At 58.2% G+C, this 25560-nt stretch carries 22 protein-coding genes; 11 read left to right on the forward strand and 11 right to left on the reverse strand.

Annotation, left to right across the window (positions count from 1 at the left end; genetic code table 11):
- Positions 1-447: 447 nt before the first annotated feature.
- Positions 448-726 carry a hypothetical protein gene (locus T424_RS0104440; RefSeq protein ID WP_027486653.1) on the reverse strand — a complete coding sequence of 93 codons (279 nt, stop codon included), beginning with the start codon at positions 724-726 and terminating at the stop codon, positions 448-450.
- 510 nt (positions 727-1236) lie between these two features.
- On the opposite strand from T424_RS0104440, the gene T424_RS20175 reads away from it, so the two are divergent.
- Positions 1237-1974, forward strand: coding sequence for a hypothetical protein (locus T424_RS20175; protein WP_037066699.1), 738 nt, complete (start codon positions 1237-1239; stop codon positions 1972-1974).
- On the opposite strand, the gene T424_RS20180 is transcribed toward T424_RS20175, so the two are convergent.
- Positions 1953-2852, reverse strand: coding sequence for a DNA adenine methylase (locus T424_RS20180; RefSeq protein WP_051558785.1), 900 nt, complete (start codon positions 2850-2852; stop codon positions 1953-1955). The two genes, T424_RS20175 and T424_RS20180, sit on opposite strands and share 22 nt — an antisense overlap.
- Positions 2853-3242: 390 nt before the next feature.
- Here T424_RS20180 and T424_RS0104455 point away from each other — a divergent pair, with 390 nt between their 5' ends.
- Positions 3243-4262 (forward strand): virulence RhuM family protein, encoded by a 1020-nt coding sequence (locus T424_RS0104455; protein ID WP_027486654.1) that lies wholly within the window; start codon positions 3243-3245, stop codon positions 4260-4262.
- Positions 4263-4552: 290 nt separating this feature from the next.
- The gene (locus T424_RS20185) at positions 4553-5830 is read left to right on the forward strand and encodes an FAD-dependent oxidoreductase (RefSeq protein ID WP_051558786.1); all 1278 of its coding nucleotides are present in this window, start codon (positions 4553-4555) and stop codon (positions 5828-5830) included.
- 205 nt (positions 5831-6035) lie between these two features.
- Here the strand turns inward: T424_RS20185 and T424_RS0104465 are convergent, their stop codons facing one another.
- The 3 genes from T424_RS0104465 to dapD all read right to left on the reverse strand — a co-directional run bounded on the left by T424_RS0104465 (position 6036) and on the right by dapD (position 9023).
- Positions 6036-6629, reverse strand: coding sequence for a hypothetical protein (locus tag T424_RS0104465; protein WP_027486655.1), 594 nt, complete (start codon positions 6627-6629; stop codon positions 6036-6038).
- Complete coding sequence (gene dapE, locus T424_RS0104470) at positions 6616-7809, reverse strand: succinyl-diaminopimelate desuccinylase (RefSeq protein ID WP_027486656.1); 1194 nt, start codon at positions 7807-7809, stop codon at positions 6616-6618. Before dapE ends, T424_RS0104465 begins: the two co-directional genes overlap by 14 nt.
- A gap of 365 nt (positions 7810-8174) precedes the next feature.
- Entirely contained in the window at positions 8175-9023 is an 849-nt protein-coding gene (gene dapD / locus T424_RS0104475; protein ID WP_027486657.1) for a 2,3,4,5-tetrahydropyridine-2,6-dicarboxylate N-succinyltransferase, read from the reverse strand.
- Between the two features lie 177 nt (positions 9024-9200).
- On the opposite strand from dapD, the gene T424_RS0104480 reads away from it, so the two are divergent.
- From T424_RS0104480 to treZ, 3 genes are all read left to right on the forward strand, one after another.
- A complete protein-coding gene (locus T424_RS0104480) occupies positions 9201-10079 on the forward strand; it encodes an LOG family protein (RefSeq protein ID WP_027486658.1) in 879 nt (292 codons plus the stop codon).
- Positions 10080-10293: 214 nt separating this feature from the next.
- Entirely contained in the window at positions 10294-12270 is a 1977-nt protein-coding gene (locus T424_RS20190) for a HAMP domain-containing methyl-accepting chemotaxis protein (RefSeq protein WP_084268384.1), read from the forward strand.
- A gap of 147 nt (positions 12271-12417) precedes the next feature.
- Positions 12418-14199 (forward strand): malto-oligosyltrehalose trehalohydrolase, encoded by a 1782-nt coding sequence (treZ, locus tag T424_RS0104490; protein ID WP_037066631.1) that lies wholly within the window; start codon positions 12418-12420, stop codon positions 14197-14199.
- 190 nt (positions 14200-14389) lie between these two features.
- On the opposite strand, the gene apaG is transcribed toward treZ, so the two are convergent.
- The 4 genes from apaG to T424_RS0104510 all read right to left on the reverse strand — a co-directional run bounded on the left by apaG (position 14390) and on the right by T424_RS0104510 (position 17281).
- The gene (gene apaG / locus T424_RS0104495) at positions 14390-14782 is read right to left on the reverse strand and encodes a Co2+/Mg2+ efflux protein ApaG (RefSeq protein WP_027486660.1); all 393 of its coding nucleotides are present in this window, start codon (positions 14780-14782) and stop codon (positions 14390-14392) included.
- A gap of 404 nt (positions 14783-15186) precedes the next feature.
- Positions 15187-15741, reverse strand: a complete 555-nt coding sequence (locus tag T424_RS0104500) for a fasciclin domain-containing protein (protein ID WP_027486661.1) — start codon at positions 15739-15741, stop codon at positions 15187-15189.
- A 281-nt stretch (positions 15742-16022) separates the two neighbouring features.
- On the reverse strand, positions 16023-16748 hold the full coding sequence (locus T424_RS0104505) for an anti-sigma factor (RefSeq protein WP_027486662.1): 726 nt from the start codon (positions 16746-16748) through the stop codon (positions 16023-16025).
- Positions 16745-17281 (reverse strand): sigma-70 family RNA polymerase sigma factor, encoded by a 537-nt coding sequence (locus tag T424_RS0104510; protein WP_037066634.1) that lies wholly within the window; start codon positions 17279-17281, stop codon positions 16745-16747. Before T424_RS0104510 ends, T424_RS0104505 begins: the two co-directional genes overlap by 4 nt.
- A gap of 154 nt (positions 17282-17435) precedes the next feature.
- Between T424_RS0104510 and argB the strand changes: the two genes are divergently transcribed.
- Positions 17436-18323: an acetylglutamate kinase gene (argB, locus tag T424_RS0104515; RefSeq protein WP_027486664.1), complete on the forward strand. Its 888-nt coding sequence runs from the start codon at positions 17436-17438 to the stop codon at positions 18321-18323.
- A 241-nt stretch (positions 18324-18564) separates the two neighbouring features.
- On the opposite strand, the gene T424_RS0104520 is transcribed toward argB, so the two are convergent.
- Entirely contained in the window at positions 18565-19464 is a 900-nt protein-coding gene (locus T424_RS0104520; RefSeq protein ID WP_027486665.1) for a ribokinase, read from the reverse strand.
- Positions 19465-19786: 322 nt separating this feature from the next.
- Complete coding sequence (locus T424_RS0104525; RefSeq protein WP_037066637.1) at positions 19787-21007, reverse strand: DNA recombination protein RmuC; 1221 nt, start codon at positions 21005-21007, stop codon at positions 19787-19789.
- 130 nt (positions 21008-21137) lie between these two features.
- Between T424_RS0104525 and lnt the strand changes: the two genes are divergently transcribed.
- From lnt to trmB, 4 genes are all read left to right on the forward strand, one after another.
- Positions 21138-22721, forward strand: a complete 1584-nt coding sequence (gene lnt / locus T424_RS0104530; protein ID WP_027486667.1) for an apolipoprotein N-acyltransferase — start codon at positions 21138-21140, stop codon at positions 22719-22721.
- A 157-nt stretch (positions 22722-22878) separates the two neighbouring features.
- Positions 22879-23304 carry a helix-turn-helix domain-containing protein gene (locus T424_RS0104535; RefSeq protein ID WP_027486668.1) on the forward strand — a complete coding sequence of 142 codons (426 nt, stop codon included), beginning with the start codon at positions 22879-22881 and terminating at the stop codon, positions 23302-23304.
- Positions 23305-23574: 270 nt separating this feature from the next.
- Positions 23575-24813, forward strand: a complete 1239-nt coding sequence (gene metK, locus T424_RS0104540; protein ID WP_027486669.1) for a methionine adenosyltransferase — start codon at positions 23575-23577, stop codon at positions 24811-24813.
- Positions 24814-24817: 4 nt separating this feature from the next.
- Positions 24818-25519, forward strand: coding sequence for a tRNA (guanine(46)-N(7))-methyltransferase TrmB (gene trmB / locus T424_RS0104545; protein ID WP_027486670.1), 702 nt, complete (start codon positions 24818-24820; stop codon positions 25517-25519).
- Positions 25520-25560 lie beyond the last annotated feature (41 nt).

A 25560-nucleotide genomic window follows, 5' to 3' on the forward strand; every position in this document is an offset into this window, starting at 1 on the left:
ACAACACTCCGCAGGTGACGACTTGGCGATTTATCCACCGTCACTGGTCGTCACAAGTCGTCATCGCTTTGTTGTCGGTGGGCTTTTCGGCGCAATGATGCGCTTGGCTGCCGCCTTGCGCCTGCGGTGGGGAACGCAGGCCGGGATTTTAGGAGTCGCTGGATTTGAAGAGTGGGGTGCGGCGGGGTACGCTTGGCAGGGGGTACCCCCCCCTTTGGGTCCTTCCCCGGTACCCCCCGCCTGCGGTGGGGAACGCAGCCCGGAATTTCTCCAGTCGCTCTGCATCGAAAGGCGTACACGCTCATGCACACCATGCGCCGTTCGGTGTGCATCCTTGGAAGGATTGTCCAAAAATCTCTCTTTGGTTGCATCTAGACAGCAAAAAGCGCCCACCAACGGTTCGATGGGCGCTCTGCACTTTCGGCCTGCCTCTGTGACGGTGCCGCTTCAGGGATAGGAGGGGGGCGCGTTTTTCGCCTTCGCCTCGGCGTAATCGTTGATCCTGGCTAAAGTTATCAGCCTCGCTTTGCCCGTTCGCTTTTTGGCGCACTCGATGCCTTTGCTCCGGATGAGCGGCGCAACGCGATCCATGTTGTTGCTCATGCTGGCGGCTGTGCGCGGCCATATGCTCATACGGCGAATGTCTTCTGATGCGTGGAACACGAGTTTTGCCAGCAGCTCATTCGCGGTGCCGCTCCACATGCCGGAAGGGGTTTCCTGCATCATGTCCACTACTGCCACGGCAACAGGGTTTGCCTCGAATGTCTGTTCGCTGACATTTTCTTGGTGTGATTAGGCATGGTTCCCTATTCCATTCTGTTTGACGACATCCGCCGCGGCGGTGTGTCCCGCCGCGATGCGTTGACGGAACTTCGCAGGCGCAGTCCAGAGGCGTCCTTGGATTGGTTGAAGCACATCGAGCGGTGGGGCCTGTGGGCCGACCTTCTGAAATGCTATGTTCCGAACGGTCCCGATGACGACACCGACGTTCGTCTCCTAAAATGCACTCTCGCATGGCTAAATGCCGGTGGACCTTTTGACGAACCACGTGTGACCCCAAAGCTATAAACGCTAACGGGCGGCTTCGCCCTGCAATCATGCTTCGCACCACCTCCGGGTTAGACATGCACGTCGGCCAGCGTCAACGCTTTGATCGCAAGGTTGGTACGCGTTGAAACGAAATATCAAAGAGTTGGTCGTTAAACTTTTACACAATAATTCGTTGTGGAGGTTTATGTGTCCAAGCCTGTCGATCCAAGGATTCGTGAGTTAGCAGAGAGGGTAATAAGCGAAGGCAAAAACAAGCGCGCGATCGCCGTCCTAAAAGTCCTGTTAGATAAAGGATCGATATCAACAGACGACCTTAATGACCTCGGTTACAATCATCCTCCACGGGCAGTAGGCGACGTCCGAGACGCGGGCATTCCAATCGAAACGGGTGCAGGGACTTCAGAGCGCTCTGGGCGGCGAATGGCGATATACTCCTTCGGAGACCCGGACAAGATTCAAGAAGGGCGCATCGGTGGACGGTCCGCGCTTCCGAAGAAATTCAAGGCAGCGCTTCTCTCACGCTATGGCTCAATAGATTGCATAACAGGAGCAGAACTCGACGAGCGCGTGCTCCAAATCGATCATCGGATACCATACAGAATAGCTGGTGACGCGGGTTTGTCCGATCACGATGTGGAAGCCTACATGCTCCTGGACGCTTCGTCTCAACGAGCGAAGTCATGGTCCTGCGAGCATTGCAAGAACATGGAGCTCCGAACGTTGGAACTCTGTCAAACCTGTTACTGGGCATTCCCAGAAGACTACACTCATATCGCCCTGATGGATATCCGACGAACCGACGTAGCGTGGCAGGGTGAAGACGTGGAAGTCCACGATAGAATTAAGGCGCTGGCGGACGCACGCGGTATTTCCGTACGGGAAGTCCTGCTAGAGCTTGCTCGTCAGAAAGCGAGTTCTGTCTGAATTGCGCGCTGCCTGCGTATCACACCTTCAACGGCATCACCCAAATCAGGAGTAATATACAGGCTCTCAACCGTTTCCTCGTCTCGCCCTACCAACGTCGCCTGAGATGACTTCCCAGCATGAAGGAGTAGGCGCGTAAGACCAAGGCTGTCCGGCAAAGGTGGACCGTATTCTTTGCCGCCGGTCATTCCGTCATACGAGAGCGCAAAACGAATGTTTCGGGCACGTAGGTTCTCTAGGCCGCTGATCAATCGATCTTGAGGCAACCCCTCAGCATATCGCTTGTCCCGACCTATGGTTGTTCCGAGATAAGGAGGGTCCATATAAACAAAGTCGCTCGCATCTGCGGTGGCAAGCGTAGATGTCCAGTCGCCTGAATAGACTTCTGTCTTGCCACTCAGCAACATCGAGGCACCAAGGATCGCTTCAGCCATTTTTTCAGGCCGCATCCCAAGACGCCGCTTGTCCCGGGACTGCGTGAAGTTGCCAGACTTCGTGTTGAAACGGATAGCATTCTTGACACATCTGCAGATCAGATAGAGCAGGTCCACGGGATCACGTTGCTCATTGTAGCGATCTCGTACGGCATTGAAATAACCTTCGTCCGAGTCCATCTGCTCCTGCCAAACTTCAGAGTAGCGCGCAGCCGTGTGGTCCGGATGATTGATGATAACCCGCCAAAGGTCGGCGATCGGCGCGAGAACGTCTCCGATAACGTACCGCTCCGCGATCTGGTTATGTGCCGCCCAAAGCGTCATTGCCGCTGAACCCGCAAACGGCTCATACCACGTTGCAACCTTCTTCGGGACATACGGTGCGATCAAAGGTGCGAGTGATCGCTTTGATCCCTGATACGGTATGGGGTGCGGAAGCTTCATCGATAGGTTCCATAGGGGCAGTCAAACTCGTCTAACCGGTTAGACACCCACGCTCAAGGCAAGGCATCACCTGTCCCCCGTTATCTGATGCCTTAAATCAATAGTCAGAGGACGTGGAGTTCGGCTGGAACACCATAATTTGCAATATATGCTTGTTGGCTCATTTTTCGCCTCTGCTGCATTCCGCTTTTTGATCAGCGCAACCATTTGCCGCTGCTATCCTACGGCGCCGTGCGTTTTGTCAAACGCACCAAGGACACTGTAACACTTTAAATATACTGCATAATTCCTTAAATCGATTCCGATTTGAGGAATTATGCAGTAGACAGGCGCTTGAGCCATCATTGTTTCAACTGTTTGAGCACACCTATCTGAAAGAGCTTGCTGCCGATGTCTGACGACAACCTCATTCTCTACACCACGGAAGACGGCCGCAGTCGGATTGAGTTACGCGCGATTGATGGAACGGCATGGATGACGCAGGCCCAAATGGCCGAGTTGTTCCAGACGTCCCCACAGGCAATGACCCAGCAAATCGGAAGCATTTACGACGAGCAGGAGCTAAGCGAAGAGGCAACTTGTAAGGAACTCTTACAGGTTCGAACCGAGGGTAATCGCACGGTTTCCCGTGCATTGAAGCATTACAATCTCGATATGATCCTCGCCATAGGATACCGCGTTCGGTCGGCGCGCGGTGTCCAGTTCCGCAGATGGGCCACAACGACACTGACCGAATACCTGGTCAAAGGCTTCGTGATGGACGATGCCCGGCTAAAGCAGCCGGGTTATGATTATTTCGACGAGTTGCTTGAGCGCATCCGCGACATCCGGGCGTCGGAAGCGCGCTTCTATCAAAAGGTGCGGGATATTCTGGCGCTCAGCGAGGACTACGATCCCACCTCAAAATCCGCGAACACGTTCTATGCGACCATCCAGAACAAGATGCTGCACGCTGTCACCGGCCATACCGCTGCCGAGCTTATCGTCGCCCGCGCCGACGCGACAGCACCGAATATGGGGCTGACCTCATGGAAAGGCTCACGAGTACGCAAAGGCGATGTCGTGACTGCGAAGAATTATCTGGCGCAGCCCGAGATTTCGGATCTCAACCTCATCGTCACGATGTTTCTGGACACGGCCGATTTGCGCGCCAGGCGTCGCCAGACCATGCAGTTGGCGGATTGGGAGGGCGTCCTCGACAACTTCTTGCGGTCTAACGAGCTGAATGTGTTGAAGAACGCCGGTTCTGTATCGCGCAAGAAAGCTGCGGCGGTTGCAGAAGCCCAATATGAAAGTTTTGACGAGGCACGCAAAGAAGCCGAGCGATTGGCAGATGCGAAGACCGACGAACTAGACGAATTGAAACGTATCGCCGAGGACATGAAGAAGGGTGGACAGGGCAAGGGTTGATCGTGCATCTATTCCGTGCGGGATTTAACAGGTATGGCGCGTTAATTAACGAAATCTCGATTTTGTTTATTCGTTCCGATTGCTAATTGACGGCCGGAAATCAACGAGGCGGATCGGTCTTCATTTCAAGAATCGCCAGTTCCTCGACATCGTCGAGTGTTCGAGTCACCTAAGCGGCACCAGTTTTCCTCCCCTCAATTTGAAGTGTTGATCGCACGCGGGAGATGCGCGTGACGGCGTTGCGGTGTATGAAATCCGGCATGGGCGAAACGTGTTGATGCGGAGCGGGCATGAACGGCTTGGAGCGAATGGCAGCTGAAAGCGATGTGTATGCCGATTGCGTGATCGCCGGGGCCGGGCCGGGTGGGCTGATGCTGGGCTATCTGCTTGCGCGGGCTGGCATTGATGTGGTCGTCATTGAAAAGCACGCCGATTTTCTGCGCGATTTTCGCGGTGATACGATTCATCCTTCCACGCTGGAGTTGATGCGGGAGCTTGGTCTTCTCGACGAGCTGTTGAGGCTTCCGCATACCAAGGCGCCGAAACTCCACGCGGAAATAGGCGGGCGGGATGTGACGATTGCCGATTTTTCCCGTTTGCCCACGGCCTGCCGCTTCATTGCATTCATGCCGCAATGGGACTTTCTGAGCTTTCTTGCCGAAAAGGCAAAGGCCACCGGGCATTTCCGGCTGCTTATGGAAACGCGCGTTGTGGATCTCTTGCAGGACGGCAAGCGGGTGAGTGGGCTTGTCGTGAGTTCCGGTTCGGCAAGGCAGAGGATTCATGCAAGGCTGGTGGTCGGGGCGGATGGGCGCCATTCCGTCGTTCGCGCCCGCGCCGGGCTTTCGGTGGAAAGCTTTGGCTCGCCCAGTGATGTAGTGTGGATGAAGCTCTCACATCTTGCAACCGATCCACCCTATACCATGGGCCATGGCGGACCACGGCAGGGTTTTGTGATGATCGATCGCGGCGACTACTGGCAATGCGGCTATGTGGTGCGCAAAGGCAGTTTCGAGGACATCAAGGAAAAGGGGCTGGATGCCTTCCGGGCCGCCGTGGCGGCGGTTTCGCCGCTGCCTGCGGCGCGTATGCAGGAAATCCGCTCCTTTGATGATGTGTCGCTCCTCAGCATCCGTATCGATCGGCTGACGCAATGGTGGCGGCCGGGGCTGGTGTGCATTGGCGATGCTGCCCATGCCATGTCGCCGATTGGTGGCGTGGGCGTCAATCTCGCCATTCAGGATGCGGTGGCCGCGGCCAATCTTCTGGCGGCCCCGCTGAAAGGTGGCGAAGCGCTGGAACCTGCGCTAAGCGCGCTGCAAAAGCGGCGGCAATTTCCCACTGTTGCCACGCAGAAAATGCAATTGATGATGCGGCGAAAGCCGAAGGAAAAGGAAAGGCCGAGGCAAGGGCCGCCGGGCTTTATCAAGGCCATTGCCCGCCTTCCGCTGCTGGCGCATCTGGCCGGACGATTGATCGGCCTTGGTTTCCGTCCGGAACACGTGACTTTGTTCCCAAGCATCGGACCGAAAAGTGGGAACCGGTTTTCGGGCGGTTCCGATGCGTGAAGAAAGCTATCGGACCGAAAAGTGGGAACCGGTTTTCGGGCGGTTCCGATGCGTGAAGAAAGCTATCGGACCGAAAAGTGGAAACCGGTTTTCGGGCGGTTCCGATGCGTGAAGAAAGCTATCGGACCGAAAAGTGGAAACCGGTTTTCGGGTGGTTCCGATGCGTAAAAAAGCCAATCGGACGGAAGGTTGAGACATCAGGCGCTCAGAATGGCGCCACGTCGAGATAGCGTTCCAGCAGGTCTGAGATCAGCTCGTTCGGCACCAGAAGCAGCAGGGTCAGGGCAGCGACGGTCAGGGGCTCGGCCCCGAGAATGGCTTGGAGAAGGCGGAATGTGGCAATAAGCACGGTGATGAACAGGCAGAGCCACAGGGCGAGGATAATGGGTGACAGGCCGGGTGTCAGTGTCGCAAGGGCAATCAGCACGCCATAACCGTAGCAGATCGGCAAGGAAAGCCAGTTGCTGGTGACGATGATGGCGTTGAAATGCGCCTCGAGGCCGAAGAGGAGCGCGGCGATCCCGACGAGAATGAGGGGGATGAGCAGGCTCAGCCCATCCAGAACCGCCATGCGGAAGAAGAAGATGCCGCCGAGCATGTCGGCAGGCACTTCGCCCACCAGCGACAGGCGCCACCAGCACCAGGAGGTGACGATGGCGGGCAGCGCCAGAAGAATGGCAAAGAAGGAGCGGCTGGCCCCTCTCGCGCTGATGTCGAGATAGTCGAAGCCCTGACGGTTGCCGAGAATTAGCAGCCAGAGGCCATACATATAGTGGCTGACTTCCTCACGCCCCGGCATGGCCGAACCAGCCCTGAATGAAGTCCTCGTAGATGGTGGTCAGCACTTCCAGATCCTTCACGGCCACGCGCTCATCGACCATGTGCATGGTCTGTCCGACGAGGCCGAATTCGACCACAGGGCAATAATCCTTGATGAAACGGGCATCCGACGTGCCGCCCGTGGTGGAAAGTTCGGGACGCTTGCCGGTGGTCCGCTCGATGGCGGCAGACAGACTTTCGATCAGTGCCGGGCTTTTCGTCAGGAAAACGTGACTTGGCCGGTCGGCCCAGTGCAGCTCGTAGCGCACGGGCGCACGGCCCGGCTGCAGTGCCTCGTCTTCGGCTGCGGCATCGAGACGGCGGATGATTTCGGCCTTCAAGGTCTCCGCCGTCCAGGTGTCGTTGAAGCGGATGTTGAATTTCGCCGTCGCCTTTGCCGGAATGACATTGGTTGCGGCATTGCCGACATCGATCGTGGTGACTTCGAGATTGGAGGGCTGGAAATTTTCCGTGCCGTGATCGAAGGGCGGCTCCATCAAGGCTTCCGCCAGCTTTATGATGCCGCGCACGGGATTGTCGGCCAGATGCGGATAGGCGGCATGGCCCTGCACGCCCTGCACCGTCAACACGCCGGAAAGCGAGCCGCGACGGCCGATCTTGACCATGTCGCCAAGCCTGTCGGGGTTGGTGGGTTCGCCCACCACGCAGGCATCCCAGCGTTCGCCGCGGGCGGCTGCCCATTCCAGCAGCTTTATGGTGCCGTTGATGGAGGGGCCTTCTTCGTCGCCGGTGATGAGGAAGGAAACGGAGCCCTTGGGCGGACCATGCTTTTCGATGCAGCGGGCAATGGCCGCCACGAAGCAGGCAATGCCGCCCTTCATGTCCACCGCGCCGCGCCCGAAAAGCGTGCCATCGGCAATCTCGGCGGCAAAGGGCGGATGGCTCCACGCAGCCTCGTCTCCGACCGGCACCACGTCGGTATGGCCGGCAAACATCAGATGCGGGCCGTTCTCGCCAAGCCGGGCATAGAGGTTCTCCACATCCGGCGTGCCGTCTTCGGAGGCGGTCATGCGCGAAACGGCAAAACCCAGCGGCTCCAGCATGGTGGCAAGCGCCGTCAGCGCGCCACCTTCGGCAGGCGTGACGGAGGGGCAGCGGATCAAGGTTTGCAGGTTTTCGACAGGATCGGTGACGGGCATGACTTCGACATTCCAGGGCAGGAGAGAGGCGCGGCCTTTCAGCCGCGCCAGGATTGGTCCATGAGAGCGCCGTGCGTTTTATCAAACGCACAAAGGACGCTGTAACACTTTAAATCTGCTGCATAATTTTCACCTTAAATCGATTCCGACCTAAGGAATTATGCAGTAGAGCACTGATCTGATTGAATCAGATCAGCGCTCCAAGCGTTCATTTTTGAAGCATAATCTTGTCGATCCTCGCTTCACTCCGGTCGGATTATGCTTTAGAGCGGTTCATTGTTTCACGGAAACAACAAACCGTTCTAACTATTTGTTTTTACGCATTTTCAGACGGAAAACCGGCTTCCACTTTCCCTGAAAATGCTCTAATCGCGCAGCAGCTCGTTGATGCCGGTCTTGGAGCGGGTTTTCTCATCGACGCGCTTGACGATGACGGCGCAATAGAGGCTGGGACCGGCCTCGCCGTTCGGCAGCGGCTTGCCGGGCATGGTGCCTGCGACCACGACCGAATAGGGCGGAACCTCGCCATACATCACTTCGCCGGTGGCGCGATCGACGATCTTGGTGGACTGGCCGATATAGACACCCATGCCGAGCACCGAACCCTCGCGGATGATGCAGCCTTCCACCACTTCGGAACGGGCGCCGATGAAGCAATTGTCCTCGATAATGGTGGGGCCTGCCTGCATGGGCTCCAGCACGCCGCCAATGCCGACGCCGCCCGACAGATGCACATGCTTGCCGATCTGTGCGCAGGAACCGACGGTTGCCCAGGTGTCCACCATGGTGCCTTCGCCGACATAGGCGCCGAGATTGACGAAGGAGGGCATGAGAATGGCGTTGGGCGCGATATAGGCGGAATGGCGCACCACGGCATTGGGCACGGCGCGGAAGCCTGCGGCGCGGAATTCCGTCTCGCCCCAGTTTTCGAATTTCGACGGCACCTTGTCCCACCAGGTGGACTGGCCGGGACCGCCCTTGATGACCTCCATGTCATTGAGGCGGAAGGAAAGAAGAACGGCTTTTTTCAGCCACTGATGCACGCTCCAGCGGCCATCCTCGCCACGGGTGGCGACCCGTGCCTTGCCCTGATCGAGAAGCTGAAGGGCCTCGTTCACGGCATCGCGAACCTCGCCACGGGTGGAGGTGTTGACGGCATCGCGATTGTCGAAGGCGGTTTCGATCACGGACTGGAGAGAAGCGGTATCGCTCATGAGATTTCCTTAAACTTCCTTGGCTAACGTGAAACTGCGTTGCCCTGGTTTGTATCGGGTCGAGATGGCTCTGATCTACTGCATTCTTCTGCAAACCGGAACCGCCCTGGCAAGGAAATATGTGCTGACGGTGGCAATCGCCAGAGTGACATACCGACGTGATGAAAGGCCAGATCAATGGCGAGACTGCGAAATGGAAAACGCCGCAAGAGCGACGGCGCCTGGGATCCGCTCAAGGACAGCCACACCGACCGCCAGAGCGCGGCCGTGGTGCCGAAAACCCCGCAATCACAATCGCCTTCATACCGGCTGGCCTATGCCGATGAGGATTTTCTGTGCCGGGAGGAGTTGCGCCCCGTGCGGCTGCAACTGGAGCTGCTGAAGCCGGAGATGATCCTTGCCGAAAAGGGCATCAAGTCCACGGTGGTGATGTTTGGTGGTGCGCGCATTCCCGCCCCCGGACAGGCGGCATGGGCGGCACGCAATGAGGTGCAGCAGCGCAATCTTCAGGCAGCCTCGGTGTTTTACGAGGAAGCGCGCCGCTTTGCCCGGTTATGCAGCGAATATGCCGCACGGTTTCATTATCATGAATATGTCGTGGTCACGGGCGGCGGCCCCGGCGTGATGGAGGCGGGCAATCGCGGCGCCAGCGAAGTGGGCGCGCCCAGCATCGGCCTCAATATCGTGCTGCCGCACGAACAGGCTCCCAACCCTTTCGTGACGCCGGATCTTTCCTTCAATTTCCACTATTTCGCCATCCGCAAGATGCATTTTCTCATGCGGGCCAAGGCAATCACCGTTTTCCCCGGCGGCTTCGGCACGCTGGACGAATTGTTCGAGGCCGTCACGCTCATTCAGACCAAACGCATGGCGCCCATCCCGCTCATCCTGTTCGGGCGCGAATTCTGGCACCGGATCATCGATTTCGATTCGCTTGCCGATTTCGGCACGATTGCCCCGGACGACGTCAACCTTCTCAACTTCGTGGAAACGGCGGATGAGGCCTGGGCGATTATTGCCCGCCACTACGAGCATGAGGGGGAAGCCCTGCGGTGAAGCCTCGTGCGTGAAATGCCGCCGCACATTGTGCGGCGGCATTTCCTCAATGGGGCGCAATTTCCGTTAGCATGATCCGACCGGAGTGAAGCGAGGATCATGGTTCAAAAGCGCTGCAAGTCGTAGATCGCACTGCAAAAGTTAACCGCATTCACTCTTATTTTATAAATTACATTTTAAATGAAATAAGAATAATACGGTTTTGGGGCGTTTCATGACTCTACGAATTTCTGCCCGCTTGATGGTGATGGCCGCAGCGGCCATTGCCCTCGTCGTTTCCCTGGGTATCTTCGGGTATAATCAGATTTCGGTCGTCTTCTCCGCAGCCTCGGATACGCGGCAGGTGTGGATGCCGAGAATGTCCAAGCTGGATGGCATCCAGTTCACGATGCTGCGTTATCATACGACCACCATCCGCAAGACGATTGCCACCGATCCGGCTGAAATAAAGGGGCTGGATGACGAATTTTCGGAAATGGATGCCTCCATTCCGAAGACCTATGCCAGTTTTCGGGCTTCGCTGCTGAATGACCGCGAGCGTCAGCTCTGGTCGAACTTCGAGGCGAAGTGGGCGCTTTACCTGCAAGCCCGCAAGGCGATCATGGATGCGGTGGCGGCCAACGATCGCACCGCCGCCGTGGCCGCCATTGCGCCTGCCCGTCAGCCGCTGGTCGATTCTTTCATGGCTCTTGGCGAGGTCATCAAGGCCAATGACGAGGGCGCAAGCAAGTCTGCGGCCGCCGCCCAGGCTGCCTATGACAGTTCATCGCGCTTCAGCCTCGGGCTTATCGTTCTTGGCGTCGTGCTGATGGTCGCTTTCGCGTTCTGGATCATTTCCAGTGTATCGCGGCCCATTTCCCGCATGACCCGCGTCATGCTGCAAATCGTCGATGGCAAGCTGGATGTGACGGTGCCCGATGCCCATCGCAAGGATGAAGTCGGTGATATGGCAGGCGCCGTCGAGGTCATGCGCCAGTCTTCCCTTGCCCGGCTGCGGCTGGAGGCAGAGGCCACGGAAAATCGTCAGAACGCCGAACGCGAGCGGGCCGAAGTGCAGCGCCGGGCCGAGGAAGATGCCGAGCGCCGGCTGAACGAGGCAACCGGCTCTCTGGCGAATGCCCTGAAGCGTCTTGCTGCCTGCGACCTTCTGTGCGAGATCGACCAGCAGTTTGCGCCGCAATTCGAAGGGCTTCGGCACGACTTCAACACCTCCGTCAGCCAGTTGCGCTCCGTGCTTCTGGCGGTGGGGCAGGTGGGGCAAGGCGTTGCCAATGGCAGTGGCGAAATCTCGCAGGCCTCCGACAATCTGGCCAGGCGCACCGAGCAGCAGGCCGCTTCGCTGGAAGAAACGGCGGCAGCCCTGGAGCAGATCACGTCCAACGTGCAATCCACGTCGAAGCGAACCGGCGAGGCCCGCAATCTGGTGCAGAATGCCCGCCAGCACGCCGAACATTCCGCCGTGGTCGTCAATAATGCGGTTGCCGCCATGGAGCGTATCGAACACGCTTCCCGCCAGATCAGCCAGATTATCGGGGTGATCGATGAAATTGCCTTCCAGACCAATCTTCTGGCGCTGAATGCGGGCGTGGAAGCTGCGCGCGCTGGCGAGGCGGGCAAGGGCTTTGCGGTGGTCGCACAGGAAGTGCGCGAGCTTGCCCAGCGTTCGGCCAATGCCGCCAAGGAAATCAAGGCGCTCATCGGCAATTCGGAAGCGGCTGTCAGTGAAGGCGTGAAGCTGGTCAACGATACGGGCGAGGGACTTTCCACCATCGCCAAGGTGGTGGAGGACATGAACCATCACATGGACGCCATCTCCTCGGCGGCGCAGGAACAGGCCACGGGTCTGGCAGAGGTCAATGTGGCCGTCAACCACATGGATCAGGCTACGCAGCAAAACGCCGCCATGGTCGAGGAAATGAATGCAGCAGGGGCGGGTCTTGCTCAGGAGAGCCGCAAGCTGGCAGAGCTTCTGGCACGGTTCAGTACGGGTGGTCAGGTTTCGCGCCCGGCTGCGTCTGTGTCCGCTCCGGCTCCGGCGGCTACCCCGGCGCCCAAGCGCCCGGCCGCCCGCCAGCCCGCCGCCGCCCCGGTATCGGCAGCTTCTGCACGGCCTGCCTCTGCCCGCCGCCCCGCCGCGCCTGTCTCTCACGGCAATGCCGCCGTGGCGCAGGACCAATGGGAAGAATTCTGAGGCGCGTCCCGGCTTGCATGATCTTGCTTGCGTTCATTCCGCCGCCTTCCGGGGCGGCGGAATTGCGCGGGGAGGGGAACTTTCGCGCCAGCTCGCTGTTCAACCGCAGGTCCGTCCGTGCGCTCCTGCGAGGTTCCCTTGTCGAAAATGCCAGCTCCCCCGATCTTTGGTCCCGTTCTCGATGAAGGGGGCGTTACCTTTTCCTTGTGGGCGCCTTCGAAGCCCGATGTTCGGCTCAAAATTGAAGATCGTGCGCCCATGGCAATGCTGCGTCACGACGACGGATGGCACAGGTTGCGGGTGGAAGGCGTGGGAGCGGGCGCCAGATACCGCTTTCAGATCGGCGATCTTCTCGTGCCCGATCCGGGCTCCCGCTTCCAGCCCGAGGACGTGCATGGGCCAAGCGAGGTTATCGACACAGGCTTTTCGTGGAAGGCTGGCGATTGGCGCGGGCTGCCTTGGGAAGAGACGATTTTTTACGAGTTGCATATCGGCACCTTCAGCCCGGAAGGCAGTTTTCGGGGCGCCATGGACAGGCTTGACCATCTCGTGGAGCTTGGCGTAACGGCCCTGCAAATCATGCCGCTTGCCGATTTTCACGGGCTGCGGAACTGGGGCTATGATGGCGTGCTGCCCTATGCGCCCGACAGCAGCTATGGCAGGCCGGAGGACCTGGCAGCGCTGGTGGATGCGGCCCATGAGCGCGGAATGCAGGTGTTTCTGGATGTCGTTTACAATCATCTGGGGCCGGAGGGAAACTATCTGCCTGCCTATTCGCCCTTTCTGACCGACCGGCACAGCACGGCCTGGGGCGATGCGATCAATTACGATGGAGGGGATGCGCGTCCCGTTCGGGAATGGGCGATCGGCAATGCGATGTTCTGGCTGGAAACCTACCGCTTCGACGGACTGCGGTTCGATGCCGTTCACGCCATAGAAGACACAAGTGGAGAGCATCTGCTGGTGGAGATGGCAAGGCGCATCCGAAAAACCTTCGTGGACCGGCATATCCATCTGGTGGTGGAGAACGAGGAAAACGACCCCGCTCTGCTGGAGCGCAATGGCGATGGTACCGCCGCCCTCTATAATGGGCAATGGAACGACGACATTCACCATGTGCTGCATGTCGCGGCAAGCGGCGAGAATTTTGGCTATTATGCCGATTATCAGGCAGGGGCGGGCGCAATCGGCAAGGCGCTTTGCGAGGGTTTCGTCTATCAGGGCGAGCATATGCCGCATCGCGGCTCTCCCCGCGGCAGTTCAAGCGCGCATCTGCCGCCAACGGCCTTCATTTCCTTCATTCAAAACCACGATCAGGTGGGCAATCGCGCCTTTGGCGAGCGCATCACCGAGATCGCCCCGGCACCTGCCCTTTCCGCCCTCGCGGCAATTTATCTTCTGGCGCCGCAAATCCCGATGATCTTCATGGGCGAGGAATGGGCGGCGTCGAGCCCCTTTCCGTTCTTCTGCGATATGGGCGATGAACTGAATGGATTGATCCGCGAGGGGCGGCTGAAGGAAATGGCTGGCCTGCCCGGTTTCGACGGTGATGCGGGCAGCCTTCCGGATCCGATCACCGAGGAAACTTTCCTCTCCGCAAAACTGGACTGGGACGAGCGCTTGCATCCGGCCCACGCCCTCCGGCTTCAGCTTTACAAGGAGCTCATCGCCCTTCGCAAACGAAAGATCGTGCCGCGCCTTGCCGGCATGGGCGGCCATGCGGGGCGCGCAAATGCAAGCAACGAGATATTGCATGTGGAGTGGTGGCTGGCAGATGGCAGCCTGCTATCGCTCTATGCCAATCTCACCGACGAAGCCCGCCTTGTGCCAGAAGCCCCGGACGGTGACATTTTGTGGAGCAATGTCGAGTGGAATGAAGGCCAGATGCGGCCATGGATGGTGGTCTGGGCCTTGCAGGAAATGACCTGAGCGTGATGCGCTCCTGATGCTTTACAGCGCCGTGCGTTTTATAAAACGCACAAAGGACGCTGTAACACTTTAAATCTGCTGCATAATTTTCACCTTAAATCGATTCCGATTTAAGGAATTATGCAGTAGGGCCTTTGTTTGCCCGCATTTCCAGACGGAAAACCGTGACTACATATTTCCTGAAAATGCTTTAGTTCAGCACGCGGCGCAGGTTGGGCGTATCCAGTGAAAAGGCGGGAATGGCAACATTGAAGGTTTCGCCACTATCCGTCACCATCTGGTAGTGACCGAACATCATGCCAGAAGGAGTATCGAGCGGGCAGCCCGACGAATATTCGTAGGTTTCTCCCGGCACGAGGCGCGGTTGCTCGCCAATCACGCCTGGACCGCTAACCTCATCGACCTGACCGTTTTCGTCGGTAATATGCCAGTAGCGATGGGTGAGCCGCACGGCGATTGCGGAACGATTGGTTATGACGATCCTGTAGCCCCATACGAAGCGGCTGTCTTCCGGGTCCGATTGTTCGGGCAGGTAGTAAGGCTCTACGCTTACCTCAATGTCCCGGGTCAAGGCGCGGTACATGTGTGGCATATTCTCAACGCTTTCAGCGGCAGCAAACATCGGCAGGACCGACCATATCTTTCGGTTTTACGGTTTTTTTACGATATCGTCGCCAGCTCGGCAATGTCTCTCCAATGGAATGACAGGGGCATTGGCGAACTGGAAAGAAAGGGGCGTGATAGCCCTATCTTTCCCAATAGGCGACGTCAGCGCTTAATTTAGGGTAAAAAATCCGAAAGATATTCAAAAATCTGTTCATAGCCGCCGCAGAGCCTGAGCTGGCACAGGGTTCAAATACCGGCGCCCGCGCCGCCCTGCGAAGAGGCCAGAGGCTGTCAGGCTCGCTTTGACCCTGACAGCCTCGACATCACAAAAGCCGGCTCAGTCCGGTTCTGACATGGTCCGGTTCTGGCACGGTTGCGCCGTTACATTTTCGGCAGCAGAACATGGTCAACGACATGGATGACGCCGTTGGACTGTTTCACGTCGGCAATGGTGACATGCGCCACGCCACCGGCTTCGTCTGTCAGCGTGATCTTTCCAGCCTTTTCCTTGGCCTTGAGTACGCAGCCGCCAACGGTCTTCACATCGTGTTCGCCGCCATCATCCTTGATCATCTTGGCGAGCGCGGACGACATGACATCGGCTGCAACCACATGACAGGTGAGAACCTTGGTGAGCTTTTCCTTGTTTTCCGGCTTCAGCAAAGTATCGACCGTGCCCTTGGGCAGCTTGTCGAAAGCTTCATTGGTCGGAGCAAATACGGTGAAGGGGCCTTTGCCTTCCAGGGTCTCTACCAATCCGGCCGCCTTGACCGCAGCGACAAGCGTGGTGTGATCCTTCGAATTTGCGGCGTTTTCGACGATGTTGTTGTTTTCATACATGGCAGCGCCTCCCACCATGGGGTTTTTGGCGAAAGCCGTGCCGCTGATGGCAATCACGGAGGCGAGGGCAAGCAGGCGAAGCCCGTTCTTTTTCATGGGTATTTCCTCTTCCTGTCACGTTGAAACGTCCCGGCTTCAGAAGGAGACGATGTCCCCCGCTCAGCCGGAACTGCCTTCAAAGACGTGCGCAGGCGCAAAAGAGTTTCACCCCACGGGCAAATTTTTGTTCACATTGGCGTTACAGCGCCGTGCGTTTTATCGAACGCACAAAGGAAGCTGTAACACTTTAAATCTGCTGCATAATTTTCACCTTAAATCGATTCCGATTTAAGGAATTATGCAGTAGGGTCAAAACTCAATCAGGATGGGTTTTGACCCTACAGCGCGTGCAATTTGCCGGATGCGATGACGGGGCCGGTGGCATGTCCGGTCGGTGAGCCGCCAAGCGGTTCGATGCTGACGGCAAAGATCATGCCTTCGCGCACCTGACGGCGCAGCTTTTCAGGCACGATCACACGGCCTTCGCCCGATTGCGGCAGAATGCCCAGCGAACGCGCGGGCTTGTCGCCCTCGATCACCCAGAGTTCCAGGGATTTCGCCCCGACATCGGATGGCGCCGCCGGGGTCACGCTCAGGCTGCCGGTCATGCGGTCGAAACTGGCGACCAGGGTGAAAGGCCGGTTTGCGGCGCCAAGATCGGCCACGAGCGGCGCGCTGTGGAAATGCTTGTCCCACAAGCCGAATTCAACGCCCGCAAAGGTCGCCATACCGATGACGCTGACCAGCGCCAGAGTTCGCCAGAGTAAAAGCGAGTTCCACAGCGTTGACGTTGCGCGCGGGCCGGAAGGTCGGCTTCGGTTGCCGCCAATCTGTGCCTCCACCTGGGAAAAGGTCAGGGGCGGCGGCTGTTCCGGCTCGTAATCCTCATTGAAACTGGCGAGGTTCTCCTCCCAGCGATGCACGATGGCGGCAAATTGCCGATCCTTGCGAATGCGGGCTTCCACGCGCTTGCGATCCTCCAATGCAAGCACACCCAGCACATATTCGCCCGCCAGAACTTCGTCCCGCGAGCGTCCTCCCTTGCTTTGATCCGGTGTCGTCATCTGTCCATGCACTCTCTCAACGTCAGTAGACTGCGCCGCAGCCACGTGCGCATCGTGTTCAGCGGTACATTATGGTGATCCGCCAGTTCGCGATAGCTGAGCCCCTCCACATAGGCTTGCCTTACGGCAGCTGCACGCGAAGCTTCCAACGCTTCCATGCAGGTGTCAATGCGCTTTCCTTCCCCGGCCCAGTGCAGCGCCGTTTCAGGGTCATGGCCGGGATCGGCAATGTCGGCGGCCTCCTCGATTTCCACTGTCGCCATCTGGCGGCGCCGCAGGCGATCGAGACAATGATGCCGGGCCACGGCAAATAGCCATGGCCATGCGCCCTGACCGCTGCCCGCAAAGCCTGCCGCACCTTGCCAGATGCGGACGTAAACCTCCTGCAAGGCATCTTCGGCATCGCTCCGGCGCTTCAGCATCCGCAGACACACTCCAAAAAGCTTCGGGCTGGTGAGGCGGTAAAGTTCGCGAAAGGCGGCCTGCTGCTTCAGGCCAACTCTTGCCAGCAATGCTGCTATTGTCTCGCTCATCCTCTTCCCGTCCCTGTTTCGGCGCATTTGCGTGGAATTGCCAAGGCCTGCCTTGGCAATTCGGCGGAAGAGCCCAAGTGGATTATTCCCTCCCGGCGATTCTTCCGTTAAAAGGCGCCGGACATCCGCATAGAATCCGACGAAGGAATTGCTTATGAGCGCCTCTGAAAGCGAAATTCAGGCCCGCCTGCTGGCCCAGGCACTGCCTTTCATGCAGCGTTACGAGAACAAGACCATCGTTGTGAAATATGGCGGACACGCCATGGGCAACCCGGAACTGGGCAAAATCTTTGCCGAGGATATAGCGCTTCTCAAGCAATCGGGCGTCAACCCCATCGTCGTGCATGGCGGCGGGCCGCAGATCGGCGCGATGCTGGCGAAAATGGGCATCGAATCGAAATTCGAAGGCGGTCTGCGCGTCACCGACCAGAAAACCGTCGAAATCGTCGAGATGGTTCTGGCAGGCTCGATCAACAAGGAAATCGTTGCGCTCATCAACCAGACGGGTGAATGGGCCATTGGTCTTTGCGGCAAAGACGGCAACATGGTCTTTGCCGAAAAGGCCAAGAAGACCGTAACCGATCCCGATTCCAATATCGAACGCGTGCTGGATCTCGGTTTCGTCGGCGAGGTGGTCGAGGTGGACCGCACGCTGCTCGATCTGCTTGCCAAATCCGAGATGATTCCGGTGATCGCGCCGGTGGCGCCCGGCCGGGACGGACACACCTACAATATCAATGCCGACACTTTCGCAGGCGCCATTGCCGGGGCGCTGCGCGCCGACCGCCTGTTGTTCCTGACGGATGTGCCGGGTGTGCTGAACAAGCAGGGCGAGCTTATCAAGGAATTGTCGGTTGCCGAAGCACGCGCGCTCATCAAGGACGGCACGATCTCCGGCGGCATGATCCCCAAGGTGGAAACCTGCATCGAGGCCATCAATGCGGGCGTGCAGGGCGTGGTTATCCTGAACGGCAAGACGCCGCATTCGGTGCTGCTGGAAATCTTCACCGAGCATGGCGTGGGAACCTTGCTCGTTCCCTGATCCGACTTTTCGGGATCTTCGCGCCAAAATCAGAACCGGCCATGCTTCATGGCCCGGATGCTTCACGGCATTGTAACAAACAATCAGCCTTGTCCGTGTTACAATGAAACACGGACAAGGCAATCGCGGGAAAAATCCCTTAGAGCGGTTCATTGTTTCATGGAGACATTGAACCGCTCTAACTATCTGTTTTTACGCATTTTCAGACGGAAAACCGGCTTCCACTTTTCCTGAAAATGCTCTAAAGGTGCGGCTCGACGTCGCTGGCCGACGGAATGGCCGGTTGGGCGCCCGCTTTCAGGCAGGCCAATGACCCGGCAACCGCCGCCCTGCGCAGCGCGGCTTCGAATTCCATGCCCGCATCGACGCTGGCGGCAAGATAGCCGCAGAACGTATCTCCTGCTCCGACGGTATCGACGGGTTCGATCTTGAGGCCCTTGGCCCGCACGATCTGCCCGTCGCGAATGGCCATGACGCCGTCTGCCCCAAGCGTGATGATCAACGTCTGGCCGGATTGGGCATGAAGGCGCTTCAGCGCGGCTTCACGCTCGCTGTTCCCCAAACCGGTTTCACCTGCCAGCCGTTCGAATTCGGTTTCGTTGGCGATCACCATATCGGCAAGCCCGCCCAGCCTTGCGGCATCCTCCGTCAGCGGAGCGAGGTTCAGGATCGTGCGAATGCCCGCAGCTTTCGCCTCGATAAGCGCCGTCTCGACGGCATCGGCGGGAATTTCGAGTTGCAGAACCAGACTGTCATTGCCGGTCATGGCCTTGACGGTTGCGGAGGCATCCGCGCTGGTGACACTGGCATTTGCTGCCGGAATGACGGTAATCATGTTTTCGCCGTCCTGTTCAACGAGAATGAGCGCCGTTCCGGTCGGGCCTTCCACCGTCCTAACGCTGGTCAGATCGGTACCGGCCTGCCGAAGCAATTCCAGGGAAGGGGCGGCAAACTGGTCCGCGCCGACCGCGCCGACCATCCGCACCTCGGCCCCCGCTCTTCTGGCAGCCAAGGCCTGATTGGCGCCCTTGCCGCCCGCAGCCGTGGCAAAGCCGGTTCCCGCTACCGTTTCGCCGGGCTTGGGCAGGCGAGTCGTGGTCGCAATGAGGTCCATGTTGATGGAACCAAAAACCGTAATCATCACTAGTCTCCCGAAACTGGCTGGCGCATCGGCCTCTTGGCCTGAGCCCGTCTGCTGCCGCGTATTCTCGCAACATGCTTATGTGTGTAAACGACCGCGGGGTTCCATAAAGCATTTCCAGGGAAAGTGGAAACCGGTTTCCCGTCCGGAAATGCGCCGAACAAAAAGCTGTTGATTTCCAGGGAAAGTGGAAACCGGTTTCCCGTGCGGAAATGCGCCGAACAAAAGCAGTTGATTTCCAGGGAAAGTGGAAACCGGTTTCCCGTCCGGAAATGCGGCCGGCTAAATGCTTACGTGTTGCCGCTTTTCGAGGCGTGCGCCTTCAGTCTTCGTCAACGACCCTGAGCTTGAGCAGGCCGGTGCGGCTTTCCGCGCTGACGGGTTTGGACGTGCTTTCCGGCTGACTTTCAAAATCCATCGCCTCGATCTTGCCGCCGCGCTTGGAAAGCTTTTCCGCGGAAGTCAGGATCATATCGACATCCTTCTGCGCGGCAAGAAAATGGCTTTGCAGCTTGCGGGTCCTGTCGTCCAACCGGCCAAGATCTTCCATCAGATGGATGACCTCTTTCTGAATCCGATGCGCCTGTTCCCGCATTCTCTGGTCCTTCAGAACCGCCTGAATGACCTGAATGGACAACATCAGCAAGGAAGGCGAGACGATGACCACGCGCAGCCGATGGGCCTTTTGCACCACGGCCTCGAAATTCTCGTGGATCTCGGCGAAGATCGATTCGGAGGGGACGAAAAGAAATGCGGTTTCCTGCGTTTCGCCCGCCAGAAGATATTTATCGGAAATATCCTTGAGATGCACTTCCATATCGCGGCGGAATTGTTGCCCTGCCTGTTTTTTCTGCTCGGGGCCTGCCCCGTCGCGAATGGCATTCCAGGCTTCCAGCGGGAATTTCGCATCGATCACCAGCGGCGGCTGGCCGTTTGGCATCCGGATCACGCAATCCGGACGCGATCCGTTCGACAGGGTTTCCTGAAAAGCATAGGCCCCCATGGGCAGGCCGTCGGCGACGATGGTTTCCATGCGCGCCTGCCCGAAGGCCCCGCGCGTCTGCTTGTTGGAAAGAATGGCTTGCAGCCCGACAACGTCCTTGGCCAGCGACTGAATATTGTTCTGCGCCGCATCGATTACGGCCAGCCGCTCCTGAAGGTGACGCAGATTTTCATGGGTGGATTTCGTCTGTTCCGTCAGTGTCGCGCCGATGCGATGCGTCAGGCCGTCCAGCCTCTCGTTGATCGTGCGGTTGAATTCGCTCTGCTTGGAGCCGAGCATGTCCGTCATGGCGGCAAGCCGTCCCTGCATTTCGGCCTGAGCCTGAACGAGCGCCGCCATGCGCTGGTCTTCCAGTGCCTGCTGCTCTGCTGCGGCATCGGCCATGGCCTCCCATGGGCCGCTATTGCGACGAAAGATCAGGCCGAACAGAAGGCAAAGCCCGAAAATCAGGGCAAGCACAAACAGAAGTGCGCCAAAGCTGATATGGCTGTCGCCGGATGACAGTGCCGTAGTGGCCAGCAAAGATTCGATTTTGTTCATGTTATGATCTTATCCCTGCGCGGCCAGACCGCAATGGTGAATTATGCCCATTCACAGGCAAGCACGACAAAAGGCCGCATTTTTGGAAGACTGCGTCGAATTGATTCGAAAATGATGGGAGAGGGCAGGGATGGAGCGGGTGGCAGGCAGGATCATGCTTCTGGATGGATGGCGCCGCGCGCTTCTGGCGATCCTGGCGGGGGCGATGGGTGCGCTTGCCTTGCCGCCCTTTGGTGTGTTCGGCATTCTTTTCCTGTCGTTTCCGCTGTTCGTCTGGCTCATGGATGGGGTTGGGGGCGATCCGCGACGCCTTGGCTCTCGCGGTTTACGATCCGCCTTTTTTCTTGGCTGGCTGTTTGGCTTCGGATATTTCGTGGCGGGCTTGTGGTGGCTGGGCGCGGCCCTGTTGCTGGAGGCCGACGAGTTTGCCTGGGCGCTGCCCTTGGCGGTGCTTGGCCTTCCGGCGGTGCTGGCCTTGTTTTACGGGTTTGCGGCGGCGCTCGCGCGGTTTTTCTGGTCGGACGGGGTTGGGAGGGTTGCCGCGCTTGCGGCCGCCTTTGGCCTTGCGGAGTGGCTTCGCAGCTTCGTCGCCACGGGGTTTCCATGGAATGCCATGGGCTACACCGCCATGCCAGTGCCGGTGATGATGCAATCGGTCAGAATTGTCGGTCTCTTCGGCATGTCGGCGCTGGCGGTCTTTGTCTATTCGGCGCCAGCACTTCTGGCGACAAGACGGGGCCTGCGCCTTGGTCTTTCACTGGCCAGCCTGCTGGTGTTTGCGCATTTCGGATATGGCGTCTACCGGCTGAACCTTGATGACGTAGCCGGTAGCGACGGGCGGGAGATGACCGTTAGGCTCGTGCAGCCGGCGATCGATCAATCGGTGAAGCTGCAAAATTCAGACCGTGTTGCCGTGTTCGAAAAGCATTTGCGGCTGACGGCCCTTCCGCCGAAGGACGGGGGCAAGCGGCCCGATCTGGTGATCTGGCCGGAAACCACCATTCCCTTCATCCTGACGGAAAATCCCGACGCGCTTCAGCGCATCGCCCAGACGCTTCAGGAGGGGCAGGTGCTGATCACCGGCACGGTGCGCTCCGAGGAGCAGGCCGCAGGCGAGCCGCCGCGCTACTACAACTCCATCTACGCCATCGACCATCACGGTCAGATTATCGCCGCCACGGACAAGGTTCATCTGACCCCGTTTGGTGAATATGTTCCCTTCGAGCGCCTGCTTGGCAAGCTTGGCATCGAAAACCTCATCGCGCTGCCGGGAGGGTTTACGGCGGGTGCGCGCCGCAATCTCCTCAGCCTGCCGGGCGGGATCGGGCTCTATCCGCTGATCTGCTATGAAATAATTTTTCCAAACGAGATGACGCCGGAACTTTCCGGCGCGAGCGCCATTATCAACGTCACCAATGATGCGTGGTTCGGCAATACGCCGGGTCCGTACCAGCACTTTCTTCAGGCCCGCCTGCGTGCCGTGGAGACCGGCAGGCCGGTGATCCGCGATGCCAATAATGGCATTTCTGCCATAATTGATGGTAAGGGCAGGGTCGTTTCCGGAATGCGATTGAACGCAGAAGGTGCAGAGGACATTTCTCTAAAGTTGCAGATTTTGAATAAAAGTGACTATTCTCATGATGGCTACAACTTTTTGGTGGTAACATGTTTGTTATTATCTTTAGCTGTAATTTCTCGTTTAGGTTTTGTTTAGAGGATCGATTGACCCAAAACCCCTAAAAATGCATAGTGGTTGTACTCGTAACCGACTTGCCGTGTGCCTTGGTCTTTCAATTGCACAACGTGACGTTATAAAGAGTTGCAAGCGGAGCGGGTTATGCGTTAATTACAACCATCGTCAGGATTGAACCATGTTGGAAAACAAGAAGAAGCCGAACCCGATCGACATTCATGTCGGTAGCCGTATCCGGCTTCGCCGCACCATGCTTGGCATGAGCCAGGAAAAGCTGGGCGAGAGCCTCGGCATCACCTTTCAGCAAATTCAGAAGTATGAAAAGGGCACCAATCGCGTCGGAGCCAGCCGCCTTCAGAATATTTCGAGCATTCTGAACGTCCCGGTTTCCTTCTTCTTCGAGGATGCGCCCGGCGAGCAGTCGGCTTCCGGCGGCAATCCCGGTTTCTCGGATGCGGCAAGCTCGAACTATGTCGTGGATTTCCTGTCCTCCTCCGAGGGACTGCAACTGAACCGCTCCTTCGTGAAGATCAACGATCCCAAGGTGCGCCGCCGCGTGGTGGATCTTGTCAAGGCGCTTGCCGCCGAGGCGGACGCAGAGTAAGGCAGTCAGACTTTACCGGACAAAAGAAGCGGCGTGCGGGCCGCTTTTTTTGTGTCTGGAACAGGGAGGATTGCTGACATAAAGATATATTTATGTCGTTGTGTCCCTTGTTTTTTGAGCCGATAACTTCTAGAGTCCGATCGTGTTTGATTGAAGCACGGCGAGACTTTAAACCTTTGTTTTCACGCATTTCCGCAGGGGAATCCGCTTTCCCTATGTCCTGGAGATGCTCTGAGGCAGAGTCATTTGGTTCATTGAGGGGAATCCCGTATGCGCTCCGCTTACCTGTTTACGAGTGAATCCGTTTCCGAAGGTCATCCCGACAAGGTTTGTGACCGTATTTCCGATGAAATTGTCGATCTGGTCTATCGTGAAGCCACCAAAACGGGTGTCGATCCCTGGACAGTGCGCATCGCCTGCGAAACGCTGGCCACCACCAACCGGGTGGTGATTGCCGGTGAAGTCCGCCTTCCTCCCAGTCTGATGAAAACCGACAAGGCGGGCAATGAAGTCATCAATCCCGCCAAGTTCAAGGCCGCGGCGCGCAAGGCCATTCGCGACATCGGCTATGAACAGGATGGTTTCCACTGGAAGACCGCGAAGATCGACGTTCTGCTGCATTCGCAGTCGGCCCATATCGCCCAGGGCGTGGACAAGGCCGCCGACCAGAACAACAGCGAAGGCGCTGGCGACCAGGGTATCATGTTCGGCTATGCCTGCACGGAAACCCCGGATCTGATGCCGGCTCCCATCTATTACTCGCACAAGATCCTGCAATTGCTTTCTGCCGCGCGCAAAAAGGGCGAGGGCGACGTTGGCAAGCTTGGCCCCGATGCCAAGAGCCAGGTTACGGTTCGCTATGTGGACGGCAAGCCCTATGAGGCCACCTCCATCGTTCTTTCCACCCAGCATCTCGATGAAAGCTGGGATTCGGCCAAGGTTCGCTCGGTGGTGGAGCCCTACATTCGCGAAGCTCTCGGTGATCTGAAGATCGCTGACGATTGCAAATGGTACATCAACCCCACGGGCAAGTTCGTCATTGGCGGACCGGATGGCGATGCGGGCCTGACAGGCCGCAAGATCATCGTGGATACCTATGGTGGCGCAGCACCGCATGGCGGCGGCGCATTTTCCGGCAAGGATACCACCAAGGTGGACCGCTCCGCGGCCTATGCCGCGCGCTATGTTGCCAAGAACGTGGTGGCCGCAGGCATTGCCGAGCGTTGCACGATCCAGATTTCCTATGCTATCGGCATTGCCCAGCCTCTGTCCATCTATGTCGATCTGCACGGCACCGGCAAATATGGCGAGGACGCCGTCGAAGCGGCAATCCGCAAGGTGATTGACCTTTCGCCTTCCGGCATTCGCCGCCATCTGGATCTCAACAAGCCGATTTATGCCAAGACTTCGGCCTATGGCCATTTTGGCCGCAAGGCTGGCCGTGACGGGTCCTTCTCCTGGGAGAAGATCGATCTGGTCAAGCCGCTCAAGGACGCTCTGAAAGCCTGATTGTATGACTGAAGAAACACGCCGCAGCCGGGCGACCGAAGCATTTTTCGGTCGCCGCAAGGGAAAGCCGCTTCGCGAACAGCAGGTCGAGCGCATGTCGCATCTCCTGCCGCAGCGCAAGCTGGACCTTTCCACAGAGCCGCCCGCCGGGCTTGAGGCGCTGTTTCCGGTTCCGGTAACACGTCTTCGCCTGGAAATCGGCTTTGGCGGCGGGGAACACCTGGCGCATCGCGCCCGAAATGCGCCAGACACCGGCTTTATCGGCGTGGAGCCCTTCGTCAATTCCATGGCCAAGCTTCTTGCGGTCATCGAGGCGGAGGGCCTGCCCAATATCCGCGTATATGATGACGACGCGACGGAGTTGCTGGATTGGCTTCCGGCCAATTGTCTGGACCAGATCGATCTTCTCTATCCCGATCCATGGCCGAAGAAGCGGCACTGGAAGCGCCGTTTTGTCTCCCAGGTCAATCTTCAGCGCTTCCACCGGGTCTTGAAGCCCGGCGGCCTGTTCTGCTTTGCCTCCGACATCGATAGCTATGTCAACTGGACGCTTGCCCATTGCCGCGACCATGGCGGCTTTGAATGGCAGGCCCGTTGCAGCGCAGACTGGCTGACGCCCTATGAGGGCTGGCCCGGCACCCGTTATGAGGCCAAGGCCCGCCGCGAAGGCCGCTCCTCGGCCTATCTGACCTTCCGCAAAACCTGAGGCCGGGCTTCCGTCTCACGAACCTCTGGACAGGAACAACA

Source organism: Allorhizobium undicola ORS 992 = ATCC 700741 (assembly GCF_000621665.1).
Classification (GTDB): Bacteria; Pseudomonadota; Alphaproteobacteria; order Rhizobiales; family Rhizobiaceae; genus Allorhizobium; species Allorhizobium undicola.

Coding starts and splice junctions, on each gene's coding strand:
- T424_RS0104440 (WP_027486653.1), bottom strand. CDS start 726: ATGATGCAGGAAACCCCTTCCGGCATGTGGAGCGGCACCGCGAATGAG.
- T424_RS20180 (WP_051558785.1), bottom strand. CDS start 2,852: ATGAAGCTTCCGCACCCCATACCGTATCAGGGATCAAAGCGATCACTC.
- T424_RS0104455 (WP_027486654.1), top strand. CDS start 3,243: ATGTCTGACGACAACCTCATTCTCTACACCACGGAAGACGGCCGCAGT.
- T424_RS20185 (WP_051558786.1), top strand. CDS start 4,553: ATGAACGGCTTGGAGCGAATGGCAGCTGAAAGCGATGTGTATGCCGAT.
- T424_RS0104465 (WP_027486655.1), bottom strand. CDS start 6,629: ATGCCGGGGCGTGAGGAAGTCAGCCACTATATGTATGGCCTCTGGCTG.
- dapE (WP_027486656.1), bottom strand. CDS start 7,809: ATGCCCGTCACCGATCCTGTCGAAAACCTGCAAACCTTGATCCGCTGC.
- dapD (WP_027486657.1), bottom strand. CDS start 9,023: ATGAGCGATACCGCTTCTCTCCAGTCCGTGATCGAAACCGCCTTCGAC.
- T424_RS0104480 (WP_027486658.1), top strand. CDS start 9,201: ATGGCGAGACTGCGAAATGGAAAACGCCGCAAGAGCGACGGCGCCTGG.
- T424_RS20190 (WP_084268384.1), top strand. CDS start 10,294: ATGACTCTACGAATTTCTGCCCGCTTGATGGTGATGGCCGCAGCGGCC.
- treZ (WP_037066631.1), top strand. CDS start 12,418: ATGCCAGCTCCCCCGATCTTTGGTCCCGTTCTCGATGAAGGGGGCGTT.
- apaG (WP_027486660.1), bottom strand. CDS start 14,782: ATGTACCGCGCCTTGACCCGGGACATTGAGGTAAGCGTAGAGCCTTAC.
- T424_RS0104500 (WP_027486661.1), bottom strand. CDS start 15,741: ATGAAAAAGAACGGGCTTCGCCTGCTTGCCCTCGCCTCCGTGATTGCC.
- T424_RS0104505 (WP_027486662.1), bottom strand. CDS start 16,748: ATGACGACACCGGATCAAAGCAAGGGAGGACGCTCGCGGGACGAAGTT.
- T424_RS0104510 (WP_037066634.1), bottom strand. CDS start 17,281: ATGAGCGAGACAATAGCAGCATTGCTGGCAAGAGTTGGCCTGAAGCAG.
- argB (WP_027486664.1), top strand. CDS start 17,436: ATGAGCGCCTCTGAAAGCGAAATTCAGGCCCGCCTGCTGGCCCAGGCA.
- T424_RS0104520 (WP_027486665.1), bottom strand. CDS start 19,464: ATGATTACGGTTTTTGGTTCCATCAACATGGACCTCATTGCGACCACG.
- T424_RS0104525 (WP_037066637.1), bottom strand. CDS start 21,007: ATGAACAAAATCGAATCTTTGCTGGCCACTACGGCACTGTCATCCGGC.
- lnt (WP_027486667.1), top strand. CDS start 21,138: ATGGAGCGGGTGGCAGGCAGGATCATGCTTCTGGATGGATGGCGCCGC.
- T424_RS0104535 (WP_027486668.1), top strand. CDS start 22,879: ATGTTGGAAAACAAGAAGAAGCCGAACCCGATCGACATTCATGTCGGT.
- metK (WP_027486669.1), top strand. CDS start 23,575: ATGCGCTCCGCTTACCTGTTTACGAGTGAATCCGTTTCCGAAGGTCAT.
- trmB (WP_027486670.1), top strand. CDS start 24,818: ATGACTGAAGAAACACGCCGCAGCCGGGCGACCGAAGCATTTTTCGGT.